At 69.9% G+C, this 17,653-nt stretch carries 14 protein-coding genes; 5 read left to right on the top strand and 9 right to left on the bottom strand.

Going from position 1 to position 17,653, the window contains the following annotated elements; all coding sequences use genetic code 11:
• Nucleotides 1–113: 113 nt before the first annotated feature.
• Nucleotides 114–1,157, top strand: a complete 1,044-nt coding sequence (locus tag ACFYO5_RS03315) for an arabinan endo-1,5-alpha-L-arabinosidase (RefSeq protein WP_388703614.1) — start codon at nucleotides 114–116, stop codon at nucleotides 1,155–1,157.
• On the top strand, nucleotides 1,139–2,572 hold the full coding sequence (locus ACFYO5_RS03310) for a family 43 glycosylhydrolase (RefSeq protein WP_388703611.1): 1,434 nt from the start codon (nucleotides 1,139–1,141) through the stop codon (nucleotides 2,570–2,572). Before ACFYO5_RS03315 ends, ACFYO5_RS03310 begins: the two co-directional genes overlap by 19 nt.
• Nucleotides 2,573–2,721: 149 nt before the next feature.
• Here ACFYO5_RS03310 and ACFYO5_RS03305 read toward each other — a convergent pair whose 3' ends face one another.
• The 9 genes from ACFYO5_RS03305 to ACFYO5_RS03265 all read right to left on the bottom strand — a co-directional run bounded on the left by ACFYO5_RS03305 (nucleotide 2,722) and on the right by ACFYO5_RS03265 (nucleotide 13,973).
• The gene (locus ACFYO5_RS03305; RefSeq protein WP_388703608.1) at nucleotides 2,722–4,452 is read right to left on the bottom strand and encodes a pyridoxal phosphate-dependent aminotransferase; all 1,731 of its coding nucleotides are present in this window, start codon (nucleotides 4,450–4,452) and stop codon (nucleotides 2,722–2,724) included.
• 163 nt (nucleotides 4,453–4,615) lie between these two features.
• The gene (locus ACFYO5_RS03300; protein ID WP_388703606.1) at nucleotides 4,616–5,665 is read right to left on the bottom strand and encodes an aldose epimerase family protein; all 1,050 of its coding nucleotides are present in this window, start codon (nucleotides 5,663–5,665) and stop codon (nucleotides 4,616–4,618) included.
• A 140-nt stretch (nucleotides 5,666–5,805) separates the two neighbouring features.
• Entirely contained in the window at nucleotides 5,806–7,053 is a 1,248-nt protein-coding gene (gene mmsB, locus ACFYO5_RS03295; RefSeq protein ID WP_388703603.1) for a multiple monosaccharide ABC transporter permease, read from the bottom strand.
• Nucleotides 7,050–8,600 carry a multiple monosaccharide ABC transporter ATP-binding protein gene (mmsA, locus tag ACFYO5_RS03290; protein WP_388703600.1) on the bottom strand — a complete coding sequence of 517 codons (1,551 nt, stop codon included), beginning with the start codon at nucleotides 8,598–8,600 and terminating at the stop codon, nucleotides 7,050–7,052. The genes mmsB and mmsA overlap by 4 nt, the downstream gene beginning before the upstream one ends.
• Nucleotides 8,601–8,632: 32 nt before the next feature.
• Nucleotides 8,633–9,739 (bottom strand): multiple monosaccharide ABC transporter substrate-binding protein, encoded by a 1,107-nt coding sequence (chvE, locus tag ACFYO5_RS03285; protein WP_356559586.1) that lies wholly within the window; start codon nucleotides 9,737–9,739, stop codon nucleotides 8,633–8,635.
• Nucleotides 9,740–9,882: 143 nt separating this feature from the next.
• Nucleotides 9,883–10,854, bottom strand: a complete 972-nt coding sequence (locus tag ACFYO5_RS03280) for a hypothetical protein (RefSeq protein WP_388703597.1) — start codon at nucleotides 10,852–10,854, stop codon at nucleotides 9,883–9,885.
• A 108-nt stretch (nucleotides 10,855–10,962) separates the two neighbouring features.
• The gene (locus ACFYO5_RS03275) at nucleotides 10,963–11,967 is read right to left on the bottom strand and encodes an alcohol dehydrogenase catalytic domain-containing protein (protein WP_356559584.1); all 1,005 of its coding nucleotides are present in this window, start codon (nucleotides 11,965–11,967) and stop codon (nucleotides 10,963–10,965) included.
• Complete coding sequence (locus tag ACFYO5_RS03270) at nucleotides 11,964–13,121, bottom strand: mandelate racemase/muconate lactonizing enzyme family protein (protein WP_356559583.1); 1,158 nt, start codon at nucleotides 13,119–13,121, stop codon at nucleotides 11,964–11,966. Before ACFYO5_RS03270 ends, ACFYO5_RS03275 begins: the two co-directional genes overlap by 4 nt.
• Nucleotides 13,122–13,802: 681 nt before the next feature.
• Nucleotides 13,803–13,973, bottom strand: a complete 171-nt coding sequence (locus ACFYO5_RS03265) for a hypothetical protein (RefSeq protein WP_388703593.1) — start codon at nucleotides 13,971–13,973, stop codon at nucleotides 13,803–13,805.
• Nucleotides 13,974–13,991: 18 nt separating this feature from the next.
• On the opposite strand from ACFYO5_RS03265, the gene ACFYO5_RS03260 reads away from it, so the two are divergent.
• From ACFYO5_RS03260 to ACFYO5_RS03250, 3 genes are all read left to right on the top strand, one after another.
• Nucleotides 13,992–14,480: a hypothetical protein gene (locus ACFYO5_RS03260; RefSeq protein ID WP_388703591.1), complete on the top strand. Its 489-nt coding sequence runs from the start codon at nucleotides 13,992–13,994 to the stop codon at nucleotides 14,478–14,480.
• A gap of 846 nt (nucleotides 14,481–15,326) precedes the next feature.
• On the top strand, nucleotides 15,327–16,373 hold the full coding sequence (locus ACFYO5_RS03255) for a LacI family DNA-binding transcriptional regulator (RefSeq protein WP_388703589.1): 1,047 nt from the start codon (nucleotides 15,327–15,329) through the stop codon (nucleotides 16,371–16,373).
• Between the two features lie 133 nt (nucleotides 16,374–16,506).
• Nucleotides 16,507–17,514, top strand: coding sequence for an ABC transporter substrate-binding protein (locus ACFYO5_RS03250; RefSeq protein WP_356559580.1), 1,008 nt, complete (start codon nucleotides 16,507–16,509; stop codon nucleotides 17,512–17,514).
• Nucleotides 17,515–17,653: the final 139 nt, after the last annotated feature.

Below are 17,653 nucleotides of genomic sequence, written 5' to 3'. Positions count from 1 at the left end.
TCGGGGCCTGTGTGGACCATTGACGTGCGAGGAGTTCGCTCCTACGGTCCCGTCCGACGACGCGACTGTCGTTCGGTATTCCGGACGGCGAACCCCACTGAAGGAGCGTCCGCATGAGCCGCACCTCCCGCACCCCCCGTATCTCCCGCACTCCCCGCACCTCCCGCACTCCCCGCACCCCCCACGCCTTCCGCACCTCACGGCGGACCGCACTGCTCTCCCTCCCCGCCGCGATCCTGCTCGCCCTCGTCCCCTCCGCCGCCTCCGCGTACCCCAACCCCGGCACGGTCACCGGCTCCACCGTCGTGCACGACCCGACGATGATCCGCACCTCCGGCGGCCGCTACCTGCTCTACGCCACCGGTGGCGGGCTCTCCTACCGCACCTCCACCGACCGCGTCGCCTTCGGCGCGGGCGGCGACGCCTTCCCGACGAAGCCGGGCTGGTGGTCCTCGTACGGGACGACCGAGGCCTGGGCGCCCGACATCTCCTACCAGGGCGGCAAGTACCTCATGTACTACGCCGTCTCCACCTTCGGCTCCAACAAGTCCGCCATCGGCCTGGCCACGTCCACCACCGGACTGCCCGGCTCCTGGACCGACCGGGGCACCGTGTACACCTCCACCACCTCCAGCGACTACAACGCCATCGACCCCAACCTCTTCGTCGACGACAACGGCAAGTGGTGGCTCTCCTTCGGCAGTTGGTGGACGGGTCTGAAGATGATCCAGGTCGACCCCGCCACCGGGAAGCAGCTGTCGGGCGACACCGCCCGCCGCTCCCTCGCCTCCCGCCCGACCGGGACCAAGGCCGTCGAGGCGCCGTACATCGTCAAGCGAAACGGCTACTACTACCTCTTCGCCTCGTACGACACCTGCTGCGCCGGCACCGGCTCCACCTACAAGGTCAAGGTCGGCCGCGCCACCGCCGTCACCGGTCCGTACTACGACAAGAACGGTGTCGCCCTCATGAACAACGGCGGCACGCCGGTCCTGGAGTCGCACGGGCGGTACATCGGCCCCGGCGGCCAGTCGATCATGAAGGACACCGACGGCGACCTGATCGTCTACCACTACTACGACGGCAACGACAACGGCACCCCCAAACTCGGCATCAACCTCCTGAACTGGAGCAGCGGATGGCCCGTCGCCTACTGACCCTGCTGGCCGCGCTACTGCTCGCCCTCTCGATCGGGCAGTCCACCGCCGGCGCGGCCTCCTTCGCCAACCCCGTCAAGTCGCAGAAGGGCGCCGACCCGTGGATCACGTACCACGACGGCAACTACTTCATGGTGACGACGAGTTGGACGAGCGTCATCACCGTCCGCAAGTCCGCCACCCTCGCCGGCCTCGCCACCGCACCCAGCGTGCAGGTCTGGCAGGGTGACGCGGCGAGCCGCTGCTGCAACATCTGGGCACCCGAGCTGCACTACCTGAACGGCCGCTGGTACCTGTACTACGTCGCCGGCCAGAACGTCACCGACTACAACCCCACCCAGCGCACGCACGTCCTGGAGAGCGCGGGCTCCGACCCCCTCGGGCCGTACACCTACCGCAACCAGCTCAACTCCGCCTGGATGCTGGACTCGACCGTGGCCACGATCAACGGCCAGCTGTATCTGTTCGGCAGCGCCAACGGCGGCACCCAGAACCTCGTCGCGGCCCGCATGTCCAACCCGTACACCCTGGCCACCGGTTTCTCCACGATCTCGACCCCCACCAACTCCTGGGAGACGAGCGGAGGTGCCGTGAACGAGGGGCCCGAGATCCTCCAGCGGGGCGGGCGGACCTTCCTCGTCTACTCGGCGAGCGGCTGCTGGACCCCCGACTACAAGCTCGGCCAGCTGACCCTCACCGGAAGCGATCCGCTGTCGGCGTCGTCCTGGACGAAGAAGTCCACCCCCGTCTTCCAGCGCAGCGACACCAACGGTGTCTACGGCCCCGGCCACAACGGCTTCTTCACCTCGCCCGACGGCACCGAGAGCTGGATCGTCTACCACGCCAACGACGCCGCGTCGGAAGGCTGCGACAACGGGCGTACGACCCGTGCGCAGAAGTTCACCTGGAACTCCGACGGGACACCGAACCTCGGCACGCCGGTCCGTCTCGGCTCCAGTCAGACGGGCCCCTCCGGGGAACCCGCGGCGGCCTCGACGACGTACACCGTCCGCAACCGGAACAGCGGCAAGTGCCTGGAGGTCGCGGCAAGTTCCGCCGCGGACGGGGCCAACGTGCGGCAGTACGCCTGCAACGGGGGTGCCAACCAGCGGTGGCGTCTGGAGGACCAGGGCGACGACACGAGCCGGCTGGTGAACGCCGCCACCGGCAAGGTGCTGGACACGGCGGACTGCTCCACCGCCGACGGGGCCGATCTGCGTCAGTGGTCGTGGCTGAACAACACCTGCCAGCGCTTCCGGTTCCTCGCCACGGACAACGACTACGTCCGTATCGTGAACCAGTCCACCGGCAAGGTCGCCGACGTGGCGGACTGCTCGACGGCGGACGCGGCGGACGTCCGCCAGTGGACGTGGTTGAACAACACCTGCCAACAGTGGCGCCTGACCCCCGCCTGACCCCGTCCTGACCCCCTTCCGACCCACCCCGCCACCCGTCTCGGCGGGGCGAGGAGCGACCCTCGCGGACCTGCCGCGACCGCCGCTTCCCGTCCCACCGAGACGGGTCGTGCGTGAGCCCGAGGGCGAGGCCCCTGGTCTCGGCCGGGTCAGCCCACCTGGCCCATTCCCGCCGGGTTGGGCCAGTTCTGGGCGTTCGGCCAGCCCGTCGTCGCCGCGGGGGAGAGGCCGTTGGTGCCCCGTACCTGCGCGGCCGTGAGGCCCCCGCGGGCCGGCACCCCCGGCGGCGTCTGCCCACCGGGCCCGCCCATCGGCCCGGCGGCCGGTGCGGCCGCTGCGGCCGGTGCGGCCGGCATGGGCGGCGCCATCGGCGTCTGCATCGGTATCCGCATCGGAGGCGGCACCGGCGCCATGGAGGCCGCCGCGGCCACCGCGGGCATGGGCGCGGTCATCGGCGCGCTCATCGGTGCGGGCATGGGCGCGGGGACGGCCGCGGGCATCGGGGCCGGCTCCGGAACCGATTGCGGGAACACCTGCGCCGCCGCCGGCACCGGCACCGGCACCGGCATCCGAGCAGCCGGCGCGGGCATCGGCGCGGGCATGGGCGCGGGCATGGGCATCGCCATCCCGCCCCCCATGGACTGCGCCTGCGCCGCCAGCCCCTGGAGACCCGCCCCGTTCGTCGCTCCCACCAGCCGGTCCACCGCCGCCGTACCCGAGCTGTAGCCGGTCCCGTTGTCCGGCTCGGGCACGGCGGCTCCCCTCCTGGTCCCGTAGAGCACCTGTTCCAGGCCGGACACCAGGCGCCGCACGTCCACCTGGGGGCGCACCACGAGCCGCAGGAAGCGGCTGGAGGAACCGATCTTGTTGCCGCACTCGCGGACCAGGATCCGGTGCTCGGTGAGCATCCGGTCGCGGACCACCGTGCCCTCGGCGCCCACGGGAAGGCGTACGAAGAGGAAGTTCCCCTGGGAGGGGTAGACGGTCAGGCCGGGGAGCGCGGAGAGCTGACTGGCCATGTCCAGGCGGTCACGGCGTACCTGCATCAGGCTCTGCGCGTACTCGGGACCGTGCTCCTTCAGCATGAACACCACGTGCTCGGCGAAGGAGTTGAGGTTCCACCTGGGCAGCATGGAGCGGACGCGCCCGGCCAGGGCGGGGTTGGCGACCAGGTAGCCGAAGCGGATGCCGTGCAGGCCGAAGTTCTTGCCGAGGCTGCGCAGGACGATCACGTTGGGGCGCAGCAACGCCTCCTGCACGACCGAGGGTTCGGCCTCCGCGTCGGCGAACTCCAGGAACGACTCGTCGATGATGACCAGGTCCAGGTCGGCCATCGCGTCCATGAACTGCACGATCGCGTGCTTGTGCAGGAACCCGCCGTCGGGGTTGTTCGGGTTGCAGATGACGGCGACACGGGTGCCGCGCGCACGGATGAACTCGGCGTACTGCGCGAGGTCCAGGGCGAAGCCGCTGGACTCCTGGAGCGGGAACATGTCGACCCGCTTGCCGGTCTCCATGGGCTGGTCGGTCCAGCGGCCGAAGGTGGGGACGGGGATGGCGAGCGACTCGCGCACCAGCAGGTGGTCGATCCAGGTGATCAGCTCGGTGGAGCCGTTGCCCATCGCGACGGCCTGCGGCGGGAGCTGGAGCAGGCTGCACAACTCGGCGGTGATCGTGTCGGCGCTGCTCGGGTAGTACGTGATGATGTCCCGCAGCCGGGCCGCCATGTCGTCGAACATCTGCGGGGTGGGGAAGTACGGGTTGCAGGGGATGCAGAAGTCCACCGGGCCGCCCCCGTCGCCGCCCTCCCGCGTCAGCGCCGCCATCGACGGGCTGTGCGCGGCGGTGCTGCGGAACAACGAGGTGACGTTGTCGGCCATGGAACCTCCGTACGGGGCGGACCCGGCGGGGACGACCGGGCCCGTCGTCATGTGGGTGGCCCGCGCGGGGGAGCACGGGCCACCCCTCCATACGGATACGGGGGTCACGCTGTTCAAACCCCGGGGAACCGGAGAGAAGCTGTGCGCGCCCTGTGAAGGCGGGTCAGCGGTCGAACGAGTGGATCGTCGTCGTCCGGTATGTCCGCCCCGGCCGCAGCACCGTCGAGGGGAACGACGGGTGGTTCGGCGCGTCCGGGAAGTGCTGGGTCTCCAGGCAGACGGCGTCGCCCTGACGGTAGGTGCGGCCGCCGCTGCCGGTGAGGGTGCCGTCCAGGAAGTTGCCCGAGTAGAACTGCACCCCCGGCTGGTCGGTGGCGATCCTCAGGGTGCGGCCGGAGCGCGGGTCGCGCAGCGTCGCCACGTGCTCGGGGCCGGCGGTGACGCCCTTGTCGAGGACCCAGTTGTGGTCGTAGCCCTTCGCCAGGACCTGCTGGACGTGACCGGCCCGGAGGTCGCGGCCGATGGTCCTGGTCTCCCGGAAGTCGAAGGGCGTGCCGCGGACCTCGGCGAGTTCGCCCGTGGGGATCAGCCCCGGACCGACGGGCGTGTAGCGGGAGGCGGCGATGGTCAGCTCGTGGTCCTCGATCGTGCCGCTGCCCTCGCCGGCCAGGTTCCAGTAGGCGTGGTGGGTGAGGTTGACGACGGTGGCCCGGTCCGTGGTGGCCTCGTAGTCGATGCGCCACTCGCCGCGCCCGGTGAGCGTGTACGTCACCCTCACCTTCAGCGTGCCCGGATAGCCCATCTCCCCGTCCGGGCTGGTGCGGTACAGGCGCAGGCCGACGTCCGCGCCGTCGGTGAACGGCTCGACCTCCCACAGGCACCGGTCGAAGCCCTCGGTGCCGCCGTGCAGACTGTGGTCCCCGTCGTTGAGGGGGAGCTGGTGACTCTCGCCGTCCAGGGTGAAGCGGCCGCCGGCGACGCGGTTGCCGAACCGTCCGATCAGCGCGCCGAAGTACGGACTGGCGGCGACGTAGTCCTCGATGGTGTCGAATCCGAGGCAGACGTTGGCGTACGCGCCGTGCCGGTCGGGGATCTCCAGGGACTGGACGATGCCGCCGCGGTCGAGGACCCTCAGCCGGGTCCCGCCGTTCTCCAGGGACCAGCTGGAGACCTCGGTACCGTCGGCCAGCGTGCCGAACAGCGTCTTCTCCACTTCCCGCCCTCCCCTTCCCCGCCTTGTCGGCTTCCCGCCTTGTTCGGTGCTGCGCCCGTCCGGTGCTGCGCCTGCTCGGTTGTGCTCGTGTGCTCCGGAAACGGAAACGGGCCCCGCCTTCCGGCGGGGCCCGTTCCGGCTCAGGAACCGGACTTGCGCTTGTTCCAGACGTCGAAGCCGACCGCGATCAGCAGGGCGAGGCCCTTGATGACCTGCTGCCAGTCGGTGCCGACGCTGAGGAGGTTCATGCCGTTGTTCAGCACACCGAGGACGAGACCGCCGATGATGGCTCCGAGGACGGTGCCGACACCGCCGCTCATGGACGCGCCACCGATGAACGACGAGGCGATCGCCTCGAGTTCGAAGCTGAGGCCGGCCTTCGGCGAGGCCGCGTTCAGACGGGCGGCGACCACCAGACCCGCCAGGGCCGCGAGCACGCCCATGTTCAGGAAAACGAGGAAGGTGACCTTCTTGTCCTTGACGCCGGACAGCTTCGCCGCCGGCAGGTTGCCGCCGATGGCGTAGATGTGACGGCCGAAGACGGCGTTGCGCATGATGTAGCCGTAACCGACGACCAGCACGCCGAGGATGATCAGGATGATCGGCGCGCCCTTGTAGCTGGCGAGCAGCATCGTGACGGTGAGGATCGCGGCGGAGATCGCGACGAGCTTGAGCAGGAAGAGGTTCCTGGGCACCACCTCGAGCGCGAACTCCTGCTGACGGTTGCGGTCGCGGACCTCCTGGAGGAGCACGAACGCCAGCAGGGCGAAGCCCAGCAGCAGCGTGAGGTTGTGGTAGTTGGTGTCCGGGCCGACCTCCGGCAGGAAGCCGTTGCCCATCTTCTGGAGGCCGTCGGGGAACGGGCCGAGGGTCTGGCCCTCCAGGAAGATCTCCGTCAGACCGCGGAAGAGGAGCATGCCCGCGAGGGTGACGATGAAGGAGGGTATGCCGAGATAGGCGATCAGGAAGCCCTGCACCGAGCCGGCCACCGCGCCCACGATCAGGCACAGCACCAGCGCGACGGGCCACGCCACGTCGTGTTCGACGGTCAGGACCGCCGCGAAGGCGCCCACGAACGCGGTCAGCGAACCGACCGACAGGTCGATGTGGCCCGCGATGATCACCAGCATCATGCCGATCGCGAGGATCAGGATGTAGCTGTTCTGCAGGACCAGGTTGGAGACGTTGCGCGGCAGCAGCAGGTCGCCACCGGTCCACACCTGGAAGAGGACCACGAGCAGGCCGAGCGCGATCAGCATGCCGTACTGGCGCATGTTGCGGCGCAGGCCGTTCAGCACCAGTTGGAGCAGCCCGCCGCCGGTGGCCGAGCCCCCGCTCTTGCCGGGCGGCGCGGCCGCCGGGCTCTTGTCCGTCACGTCCGTGCTCATCGCGTTACCTCTTTGTCCTTCGTCATCTGACGCATCAGCACTTCCTGCGTGGCCTCGGCCCGCGGGAACTCACCCGTGAGCCGTCCGGCGGCCATCGTGTAGATGCGGTCGCACATGCCGAGCAGTTCGGGCAGCTCGGAGGAGATGAAGACGACCGCCTTGCCCTGGGCGGCCAGCTGGTCGATGACCGTGTAGATCTCGAACTTGGCGCCGACGTCGATACCGCGCGTCGGTTCGTCCAGGATCAGCACGTCCGGACCGGCGAAGATCCACTTGCTGAGGACGACCTTCTGCTGGTTGCCGCCGGACAGCTTGCCCACCGGCTCGAAGACGGTGGGCGCCTTGATGTTCATGGACTTGCGGAAGCCCTCGGAGACCTGCCGCTCCTCGTGCTCGTCGACCACGCCCCGCTTGGCGACCTTGCTCAGGGCGGTCAGCGAGATGTTGCGGTTGATCGTGTCGATGAGGTTGAGGCCGTAGTGCTTGCGGTCCTCGGTGACGTAGGCGATCCCGTGGTGGATGGCCTCGGCGACCGTCTTGGTACGGATCTCCTTGCCGTCCTTGAGGACCGTGCCGCCCGCGTGCCGGCCGTAGGCACGGCCGAAGACGCTCATCGCCAGCTCGGTGCGGCCCGCGCCCATGAGCCCGGCGATGCCGACGATCTCCCCGCGGCGCACGTGGATCGACACGTCGTCGACGACCTTGCGCTGCTGGTCGATGGGGTGGTGCACGGTCCAGTCGCGGATCTCCAGCGCCGGGGCCGCGTCCTCGTCCGTCTCGATCAGGGTGCGCTCGGGGAAGCGGTGGTCGAGGTCCCGGCCGACCATGCCGCTGATGATCCGGTCCTCGGTCGTCTCCGCCGCCTTGACGTCGAGCGTCTCGATGGAGCGTCCGTCGCGCAGGATCGTCACCGAGTCGGCGACCTTGCGGATCTCGTTGAGCTTGTGGGAGATGATGATCGAGGTGATGCCCTGCTTCTTCAACTCCAGGATCAGCTCCAGGAGTTTGCCGCTGTCCTCGTCGTTCAGCGCCGCCGTCGGCTCGTCCAGGATCAGCAGCTTCACCTTCTTGGAGAGCGCCTTGGCGATCTCCACGAGCTGCTGCTTGCCCACGCCGATGTCGGCGACGCGGGTCTCCGGGTGGTCGTCGAGACCGACCCGGCGCAGCAGCTCGGTGGCGTGCCGCAGGGTCTGCCGCCAGTCGATGAACCCGCCCTTGGCGTGCTCGTTGCCGAGGAAGATGTTCTCCGCCAGCGAGAGGTACGGCGACAGCGCCAGCTCCTGGTGGATGATCACAATGCCGCGCTGCTCGCTCGCCCGGATGTCCCTGAAGGAGCAGACCTCTCCCTCGAAGAGGATCTCCCCCTCGTAGGTGCCGTGCGGATGGACGCCGGAGAGCACCTTCATCAAGGTGGACTTACCGGCCCCGTTCTCGCCGCAGATGGCATGGACCTCGCCCTGACGGACGGTCAGTGTGACGTCCGACAGCGCTTTGACGCCGGGAAAGGTCTTGACGATCGAGCGCATTTCCAGGACGGGTCCCGCCATGGTCGTGCCTTCCAATCCGTGTGGGTCGACGCTTACTTGAGCTGGTCCGCCGTGTAGTAGCCGCCCTGGACGAGTTCCTTCTCGTAGTTGGTCTTGTCGACGCTCACCGGCTGGAGCAGGTAGGCGGGGACGACCTTGGTGCCGTTGTCGTACGACTTGGTGTCGTTGATCTCCGGCTTCTTGCCGTTGAGGGAGGCGTCGACCATGTCCGTGGCGACCTGGGCGAGCTTGCGCAGGTCCTTGTAGACGGTCTGCGACTGCTGACCCGCGATGATCGACTTCACCGAGGCCAGCTCGGCGTCCTGGCCGGTGATGACCGGCAGCGGCTTGCTCGCGCTGCCGTAGCCGTCGGACTTCAGCGCGGCGAGGATGCCGATGGAGATGCCGTCGTAGGGCGAGAGCACCGCGTCGACCCGGCCGCTCGCGTACGAGGAGGTGAGGATGTCCTCCATGCGCTTCTGGGCGGTGGCGCCGTCCCAGCGCAGGGTGGTGACCTGGGTGATCTTGGTCTGGCCGGACTTGACCACCAGCTTCTTGCTGTCGATGTACGGCTGGAGCACGCTCATCGCACCGTTGAAGAAGTACTTGGTGTTGTTGTCGTCGTTGGAACCGGCGAACAGCTCGATGTTGAACGGGCCCTTGCCGCTCGCCAGCCCCAGCTTGTCGACGATGTAGCTGGCCTGGAGCTTGCCGACCTTCTCGTTGTCGAAGGACGCGTAGTAGTCGACGTTCTTCGTGCCGAGGATCAGGCGGTCGTAGGAGATGACCGGGATCTTGGCGTCGGCGGCCTGCTGGAGGACGTTGTTCAGCGACTTGTTGTCGATGGCCGCGACGATCAGCGCCTTGACACCCTGGGTGATCAGGTTTTCGATCTGCGAGACCTGCTGGTCGGGGTCGTCCTCGCCGAAGACCAGCTTGGTCTTATAGCCCTTGGCCTTGAGGTCCTTCTCGACGTTGGCGCCGTCGGTGATCCAGCGCTCGGAGGACTTGGTCGGCATCGCGATGCCGACGGTCCCGCCCTTGGCGTCGTCCGACGCCGCCTTGCTGCCGCCCTCGCCGGACTGCCCGCAGGCGGACAGCGTCAGGGCGAGGGAGGCGGCTCCGGCTATGGCGGCGAGGGCGGCTCTGCGGTTGCGCATGATCATCATCCTTGATGTGAGTGCAGGGGATCGGTCTCGCGCTGCGAAGGACGCTCCGGGAACGAGGCCGGAAAGACCGAGAAAGCGGTGTGTGGGATTCTGCGCGCCTGTGTCGGCTTCTGTGAAGCAGGGTTTCCGGAACGTTATGACCGGATGTCGAATCGCTTCAGTTCGCCCGGCAGCCGGGAGCCGAGAGGAGCCATGTCGCCGTCGGCTCCGTGACGCGCGAGCAGGTCCAGGGCCAGCCGCCCGCGCCGCACCCTTTCCCGGGCGGTGGACAGCGCCAGGTCCCGCAGCTGGTGGCCGTACGGGTAGATCCCCGGGGACTTGGACAGACCGAACTTCAGGTACAGCGGCGCACCGCGCCGGATCAGCTCGGCGACCTCGTACATGCGGATGTAGCCGCCGAGGTCGTCGGGGGCCTCGATGTACATGTCCATGGGAGCGCCGGACACCCGGCGGATCTCGGTGAGGTGATCCAGCGTCAGGTCGCTGGGCACGTTGAGCGAGTCGGCGCCGAGCTGCTCGTACACCGCGTACGCCGCCGGGTTGACGGGGCCGATGAGCGCCGACACCTTCAGCGTGGTCTCGGCCGGGATGATGCCGGCCTGGCGGGCCCGGTGCAGCGTCCACAGCACGCCCTCGTCGGCGACGAGGAGGCACTGGACGCCCAGCTCCGTGGCCCGGACGGCGTCCTCGACGCATCCGGCGACGGCGTCGTGCCCGCGGGCTCTGAGGCCCCCGCCGCGCGAGTCGGTCCGGGTGGAACCGCCGATGTCCCAGGTGCCGCGCGGCCCCGTGAACAGGCAGAGTTCGATGTCACGCTCGCCGGTGGCCTCGACCATCTCGGTGATCTCGGCATCGGTCAGCATCCACACGCCGCTGCCCTGGCTGATCCGGTGGATCGGCACGTCGAGGCGCGAGGCCTCCTTGAGGATGACGGCCAGCGCCTCGGGGCCCTCGCACGAAGGGACCTCGGTGCGCCAGCGTCCGCCGCCGGGGAAGGTGTGGGTGGAGGCGTCGGCGGGATCCAGCGCGGGCGCGCCCAGGCCGAGTGCGGTGAGCGCCTGCTCACCGGGTCGACGGGGGGCCGTGGCGGAGGCGTCGGTCGTCACAAGCTGTCCTTCGTGTTGTATTCGGACGAGGTTCGCGGCTCAAGGTGTGGGGGGATGTGGGTGTACGCCGGTACGGAGGCCGTCAGGTCGCCCCGTACCGGCGTACGGCTAGGGACGGAGCAGGACCTTGCCCACCTTCGGATCACCGGAGCCGACCAGTCCGATCGCCTCGGAGAACTCGGCGAGCGGCAGCTCGTGCGTGACCAGCGGCAGCGGATCGAGCAGCCCGGCCCCGAACACCCGCACCGTGTGCGACCAGGCGTCCGGCGGCGCACCGAAGACGGTGTGCACCTCCAGCTGCCGTACGACCAGGTCCGTCGGGTCCAGGCCGTCGGCCCCCGGACCCGGGATGCCCGTCAGGACCAGTCGGCCGCCGCGCCTCAGCAGCGAGGCGGCGGTGCGGGCGGCGGAGGCGGATCCGGCGGTCTCGATCACCACGTCGAAATCGTCGGGGAGAGCCTGCTCCCGGATGCGGAAGTCGGTGGCGCCAAACTGCCGGGAAAGCGCTTCCCGGTCGTTGCGGGTACCGACCACCAGCAGCTCGGCGGGCGAGCCGGCCTTGAGGAACTGCACGGCGAACATGCCGAGCGTCCCGGTGCCGACCACCGCGACCTTCTCGCCCGGCAGCGCGTGTGCCTTGATCGCGGCGGCCGCGATGCAGGCGGCCGGCTCCAGCAGGGCCGCCGCCGTGAGGTCGGCGTCCTCCGCCAGTACGTGCAGCAGACGGGCCGGCAGGGTGAGCGTGGCCGCCATCGCCCCCGGCTGGGTGAAGCCGGTCTCCTCGTACCCGTCCGTGCACAGCGTCGTCTCGCCCGCGTGGCAGCGGTCGCAGACCTGGCAGTTGCGGAAGCCCTCGCCGACGACCTTGCGGCCCACCAGCGAGGCCGGGACCCCGGCACCGACCGCCTCGACCGTCCCGGACCACTCGTGGCCCGGGATCAGCGGGTAACGGACGTAACCCTCGGGCCGGTTGCCCTGGTAGACCTCGCGGTCGCTGCCGCAGATGCCCACGGCGTGCACCCGGACCAGGGCCTCACCGGCGCCCGGCTGCCGGGGCTCGTGCGAGGTGAGCCGGTGCTCGCCCGGCCCCTCGACGACGACAGCGGTGCTCACTCGCTGCCCTTGGGCTTACGCCGCTCCCAGCCCTCGGCCCACAGGTCGAAGCGGGCCTGCTGCTGCGGGAACTCGGCGGCGGCGTCGACGTCCAGCTCCACGCCGAGGCCCGGCGCGTCGGAGAGGTGGAAGTAGCCGTCGATCACCTCGGGCGCTCCCTTGACGACCTTCTTGATCTCCGCGTCGGCGAAGTCGTTGAAGTGCTCGAGGATCTTGAAGTTCGGGGCGGTGAACCCGACCTGGAGGGAGGCGGCGGTCAGGACCGGTCCGCCCACGTTGTGCGGCGCCACGAGCATGTAGTGCGTCTCGGCGGTCGCGGCCAGCTTCCGGGTCTCCCAGATGCCGCCGATGTGGCCGACGTCCGGCTGGATGATGTCGACGGCCTGGCTCTCGAAGAGTTCGCGGAACTCGATGCGGTCGTGGATGCGCTCACCCGTGGCCATCGGGATGTCGACCTTCGCCGCCACCTTCTCCAGGGCCTTCAGGTTCTCCGGCGGGCACGGCTCCTCCAGCCAGGCGGGCTTGAAGGGCGCCAGCTCCTGCGCGAGGCGCACGGCGGTGGCCGGGGAGAAGCGGCCGTGCATCTCCAGCATCAGCTCGGAGTCCGGGCCGATGGCGTCGCGCACCGCCTCGATCAGCGAGACGGCGTACATGGACTGCTGGTGGTCCAGCTCGAAGTGCCCGGTGCCGAAGGGGTCGATCTTGAGCGCCTTGTACCCGCGCTCCATGACCCCCTGGGCGGCCTTGTGGTAGGCCTCCGGGGTCCGCTCGGTGGTGTACCAGCCGTTGGCGTAGGCCTTGACCTTGTCGGTGACCTTGCCGCCGAGGAGCTGCCAGACGGGCACGCCCAGGGCCTTGCCCTTGATGTCCCAGCAGGCCATCTCCACGACGGCGATGCCGGACATCACGATCTCGCCGGCGCGCCCGTAGTCGCCGTACTTCATACGGCGCACCAGGTCCTCGACAGCGAACGGGTCGGAACCGAGAATGTGGTTGGCCTCGGCCTCCTTCAGATAGCCGAGCAGCGCGTCGGTGTGGCCCAGCATGCGGGTCTCTCCGACACCCGTGATGCCCTCGTCGGTGTGCACCAGGACGTAGGTCAGGTTGCGCCATGGCGTCCCGACCACGTGCGTGCTGATTCCAGTGATGCGCACGGAAGTTACCCTTCGATGTTCGAGATTTCGTCACACGTTCGAAATGCTGGGCAGACAGTAAGGATCGCGCGAGCGGAGTGTCAATGGGTCGAACAGGTAACGACTCGACAGTTTCGACACGCTTTCGGAGGCCCGGAGTCGACGATGTGTGCCAGCTCACTCTAGTTGGCGCGCCGGTATGGCGGTTTCCCACACAACTTTCACAGCCCGACCTGGGAACGCGGCCGTCCTGGAACTTAGTCTTCCCGCGTCATGGACTACTGCCACCCGTGCCGAAGGCACCTCAACGGCGCCCTCGCCTGCCCGGGGTGCGGCGCACCCGCCGGAGAGCTACGCGCGTATCCCCCCGCTTCGTACGAGGCGGAGGCCTACGAGCCGGCGCCGTACGGGTCGGAGGCCTACGGACCGCCGTACGCGTCGGAGTCGTATGCGGCCGAACCGTACCTGACCGGACCTTACGTGGCTGAACCATATGCGTCTGGGCCGTACGGGCCCGAAGCGTATGGGGCCGAATCGCATGGGTCCGGACCGGATGTGACCGGACCGCTCACGGTGCAGGTCGACCCCCAGGACGCGTCGGCGCAGCAGCCGCCTTCCGGTCCGGACGGTCCAGGTCGTGCGGACCATCCGGGACGCACGGGCGATCCAGGTGATCCAGCCGATCCGGGTGAGCCGGATCCGTCAGCTCGGCAGAGTCGTCCAGGCGACCGTGACGATCACGGAGCCGAGGTCGGCGAGCCCCACGGGCGCGCCGCGCGCCGCCGTGAGCAGGGCGGGGGCGGCCGAGGGAGTTCCGAGGGCGCGGCCGCCGCACCGGATGCCGGCCGCCGCGACCGCAAGGCCTCGGCCCACCGCAGGCGCCGCAGACGCGTGCTGCTGGTCACCGCTGGTTTCGCCCTGGCGGCGGGCGGCCTGAGCCTGGCCGAACTCGGCATGGACGCACCGGGATTCCCGTCCCCCAGCAACCCCGCAGCGGCCGGGGGAGAGTCGTCCGAGGTCGACGGATCGACATCGGGGACCAGCCCGTCCGCGCGGCCGCTGGACGACGGGCCGGCCGCGGGCGGGGGCGGAACATCCGCCTCCCCGAGCCCCTCCGCCTCCCCGTCGGCGTCGGAGTCCGCGCAGGACGCCGAGGCCACCCGGACCCCGGACGGGGAGGCCCAGTCGGCCACCCTTCCCGGCTCCTCCGGTCCGCCACCCGGATCGGCCACGCCCTCGGGCGAGGGCCCGGACTCCGGCGCGGACTCGGGCTCCGGCGCGGACTCGGGCTCCGCTCCGACCACCGGTCCGACCGCGTCCCCGAAACCGTCGCCGTCGACGCAGGAACCGTGCACGCGCTTCCTGTGGTGGTGCTCGTAGCGCTGCGGGCAGGCCCGGCGCGGTAGACCCCGTGCGCCGGGCGGGCCGCTCGGCGCCGGCCCCGCGGAGGGCGCGTCCGGAGCGGCGCGCGGCCCGGACGTCGAGGGGGCCCGGACGTCGAGGGGGCCCGGACGTCGAGGGGGCCGGTCGACGGCATGCGGCAGTGTCCGGCTGCCACGGGCGCCCGGCGCGCCGGGGACGCTGCCGGCATCCGGAGCGGCGGGCACTCGGTCCCGTGGGCCGCGCGAACCTCTGCCGCCACGCGCACCCGGCACCCGGCGCCGGGCGTCACAGGCACCCGGCGCCACAGGCACCCGGCGCGCAGGCCGGCGCCGCTGCTCGGTGCGTCGCCGCCCGCCGCCCGCCGCCCACCCGCCCACCCACAGCCCACCCGCCCACCCGCCGGCGGTCTGGACGGCCGTCCAGGGTGGTGCGGGAGATGTCCCTGGTGCGGACATCGCCCGGCGTGGACGCGGGTTCCGGCTCGCAGCGCGCCGGGGGGGCCGCCGTCGGGTCGCGCTCGGTGTGGGCGCCTCCACCGAGCTTTAGCGCTCTGACCAGCCAAAACCCTCTATGGCCGGTAGGTGCGTTATGGAACCGTGACGACCTTCCGCTGCAACCCTCTTGACCGCCATGAATTGTTAGCGCTCACAATGACCTCCGCTTCACCACTCAGTGTCCGCCGCGAAACAGGGGAGTTACGAGCGTTGTGCCCCTAGTGCCCGAACTCGCCTTCCGTCCCGCTTCCGTCGGACCCACCGGAATCCCGGAGTGAGACCGGCGGCGCGGGATCGACCACCCCCACCACAGGACTTATCGACGGACGAGCGCCAAGGAGGTGCGGCCGTGACCCCTACGCAGCTTCGGCCGCCCACCATGGCCGACGTGGCACGCCTGGCGGGCGTGTCCCACCAGACCGTCTCCCGCGTGCTGGGGGATCACCCCAATGTGCGGGAGGAGACCCGGGCCCGGGTGCTGCGGGCGATCGAGGAGATGGGCTATCGCCGCAACTCCTCCGCACGGGCCCTGGTGACCCGGCGCACCCGGACCCTGGGTGTGGTCGCCTCCGACACCACCCTCTACGGGCCGGCCAGTACCCTGTTCGCGCTCGAGGAGGCGGCCCGCGCCGAGGGCTATCTCGTCTCCACGGTCAGTCTGCGCAAACTGACCATGGAGGAGCTGTCCGAGGCCCTCGACCACCTCAGCGAGGGCGGCGTGGAAGGCGTGGTCGCCATCGCTCCCCAGCGGTCGGCGGTGGACGCCCTGGCCGAACTCCGCCACCCGTTCCCCGTGGTGGTCGTGGGCAGCGGGCCGGGCGTGGACATTCCCAGCGTCAGCGTGGACCAGCAGCTCGGGGGGCGGCTCGCCACCGCCCATCTGCTGGCCGCCGGCCACCGCACGGTCTGGCACCTCGCCGGACCCGAGGACTGGCAGGAGGCGGCCGACCGGGCCGCCGGCTGGCGGTCGACCCTCGAAGCCGAGGGTGTCGAGCCACCCATGCTGCTGCGGGGGGACTGGAGTCCGCTGTCGGGCTACCGTGCGGGCCAGGAACTGGCCGGCTGGGTGGGCCGAGGGCTGACCGCCGTCTTCGTCGCCAACGACCAGATGGCACTGGGGGTGCTGCGGGCCCTGCGTGAGGCGGGGGTCCGGACCCCTCAGGACGTCGCGGTGGTCGGCTTCGACGACATCCCGGAGGCGGAGTTCTTCGCGCCTCCCCTCACCACCGTCCGGCAGGACTTCTCGGCGGTGGGCAGACAAGGCATCGCACTGCTCCTCGATCTGATCGAGGGCCGGCCACCCGCCGCCACCTCCCGGATCGCGATCGAACCCCAACTCGTCGTGCGCGCCAGTACGTTCCCGTACACCGCTCCGTCGGAGCGCGCACCCCTCTGACCGACCGTCGGACGCACCTGCCCAGCAGTGTGGCCGATATGTCGAACGATGATCGACAGGCTGGACGCAAGCGGCCGGTCCCGTCGAGTACCAGCAGGTCCGTCCCTGGACCGGCTCTTCAAAGGAGAAGAACATGTTCAGCAGAAGAAACTTCCTCACCGCGGCGGTCGGCGTCGCGGCCGCGGGCGGCCTGGCGGCCTGTGCCAAGAAGGACGACAGCTCCACCGACTCCTCCTCCGCGGGCGGCAGCAAGACGATCACGCTGGGCTTCTCCCAGGTCGGCTCCGAGAGCGGCTGGCGCAGCGCCAACACCACCTCGGTGAAGGACGCCGCCAAGGAGGCGGGCTACAACCTGAAGTTCTCCGACGCCCAGCAGAAGCAGGAGAACCAGATCTCGGCGATCCGCAGCTACATCACCCAGGGCGTCGACGTCATCGCCTTCTCGCCGGTCGTCGTCACCGGCTGGGACGCGGTGCTGAAGGAGGCCAAGGCCAAGAAGATCCCGGTGGTCCTCACCGACCGCTCCGTGGAGACCTCCGACGACTCCCTGTTCGTGACGCTGGTCGGCTCCGACTTCACCGACGAGGGCCGCCGCGCCGCCAAGATCCTCGAGAAGGTCCTGGCCAAGGCCGGCCACAAGGGTGCGGTGAAGATCGCGCAGCTGGAGGGCACCACCGGCGCCGCCCCGGCGATCGAGCGCGCCAAGGGCTTCAAGGAGGTCATGGACGCCGAGCACAAGGACGACTGGAAGATCGTCGTCAGCCAGACCGGTGACTTCACCCGCGCGGGCGGCAAGCAGGTCATGGCGGCCTTCCTGCAGTCCAACCCGGACATCAACGTGCTCTTCGCGCACAACGACGACATGGCCATCGGCGCCATCCAGTCCATCGAGGCGGCCGGCAAGAAGCCCGGCAAGGACATCCTGATCGTCTCGATCGACGGCGTGAAGGACGGCTTCGTGGCGATGTCCGAGGGCAAGATCAACGCCATCGTCGAGTGCAACCCGCTGCTCGGCCCCCAGCTGATGGACGTCGTGAAGAAGGTCAAGAACGGCGAGAAGGTCGAGCGCTGGATCAAGACCGAGGAGGGCGACTTCATGCAGGACCAGGCCAAGGCCGCGCTCCCCACCCGCAAGTACTGACCGACCGCGCCCCAGCGGCAGGGAGCCTCCGGCCGACCGGACCCCTCGGTCGGCCGGCCCTGCGGCCGGCGAACCGCCCCCCTTCCGGGGCGGGCGAACGCACCACAGACCGGATAAGTGAATTCCCCCACCGGACGAA

The sequence above is a fragment of the Streptomyces sp. NPDC006259 genome, from assembly GCF_042870975.1.
GTDB lineage: Bacteria > Actinomycetota > Actinomycetes > Streptomycetales > Streptomycetaceae > Streptomyces.
Note: the sequence above shows the minus strand (reverse complement) of the source record. Positions and strands in the feature narration are given on the sequence as shown.

What these genes read in the sequence shown, in the direction of transcription:
- ACFYO5_RS03315 (WP_388703614.1), top strand. Translation starts at nt 114, where the DNA reads ATGAGCCGCACCTCCCGCACCCCCCGTATCTCCCGCACTCCCCGCACC.
- ACFYO5_RS03310 (WP_388703611.1), top strand. Translation starts at nt 1,139, where the DNA reads ATGGCCCGTCGCCTACTGACCCTGCTGGCCGCGCTACTGCTCGCCCTC.
- ACFYO5_RS03305 (WP_388703608.1), bottom strand. Translation starts at nt 4,452, where the DNA reads ATGGCCGACAACGTCACCTCGTTGTTCCGCAGCACCGCCGCGCACAGC.
- mmsB (WP_388703603.1), bottom strand. Translation starts at nt 7,053, where the DNA reads ATGAGCACGGACGTGACGGACAAGAGCCCGGCGGCCGCGCCGCCCGGC.
- mmsA (WP_388703600.1), bottom strand. Translation starts at nt 8,600, where the DNA reads ATGGCGGGACCCGTCCTGGAAATGCGCTCGATCGTCAAGACCTTTCCC.
- chvE (WP_356559586.1), bottom strand. Translation starts at nt 9,739, where the DNA reads ATGCGCAACCGCAGAGCCGCCCTCGCCGCCATAGCCGGAGCCGCCTCC.
- ACFYO5_RS03250 (WP_356559580.1), top strand. Translation starts at nt 16,507, where the DNA reads ATGTTCAGCAGAAGAAACTTCCTCACCGCGGCGGTCGGCGTCGCGGCC.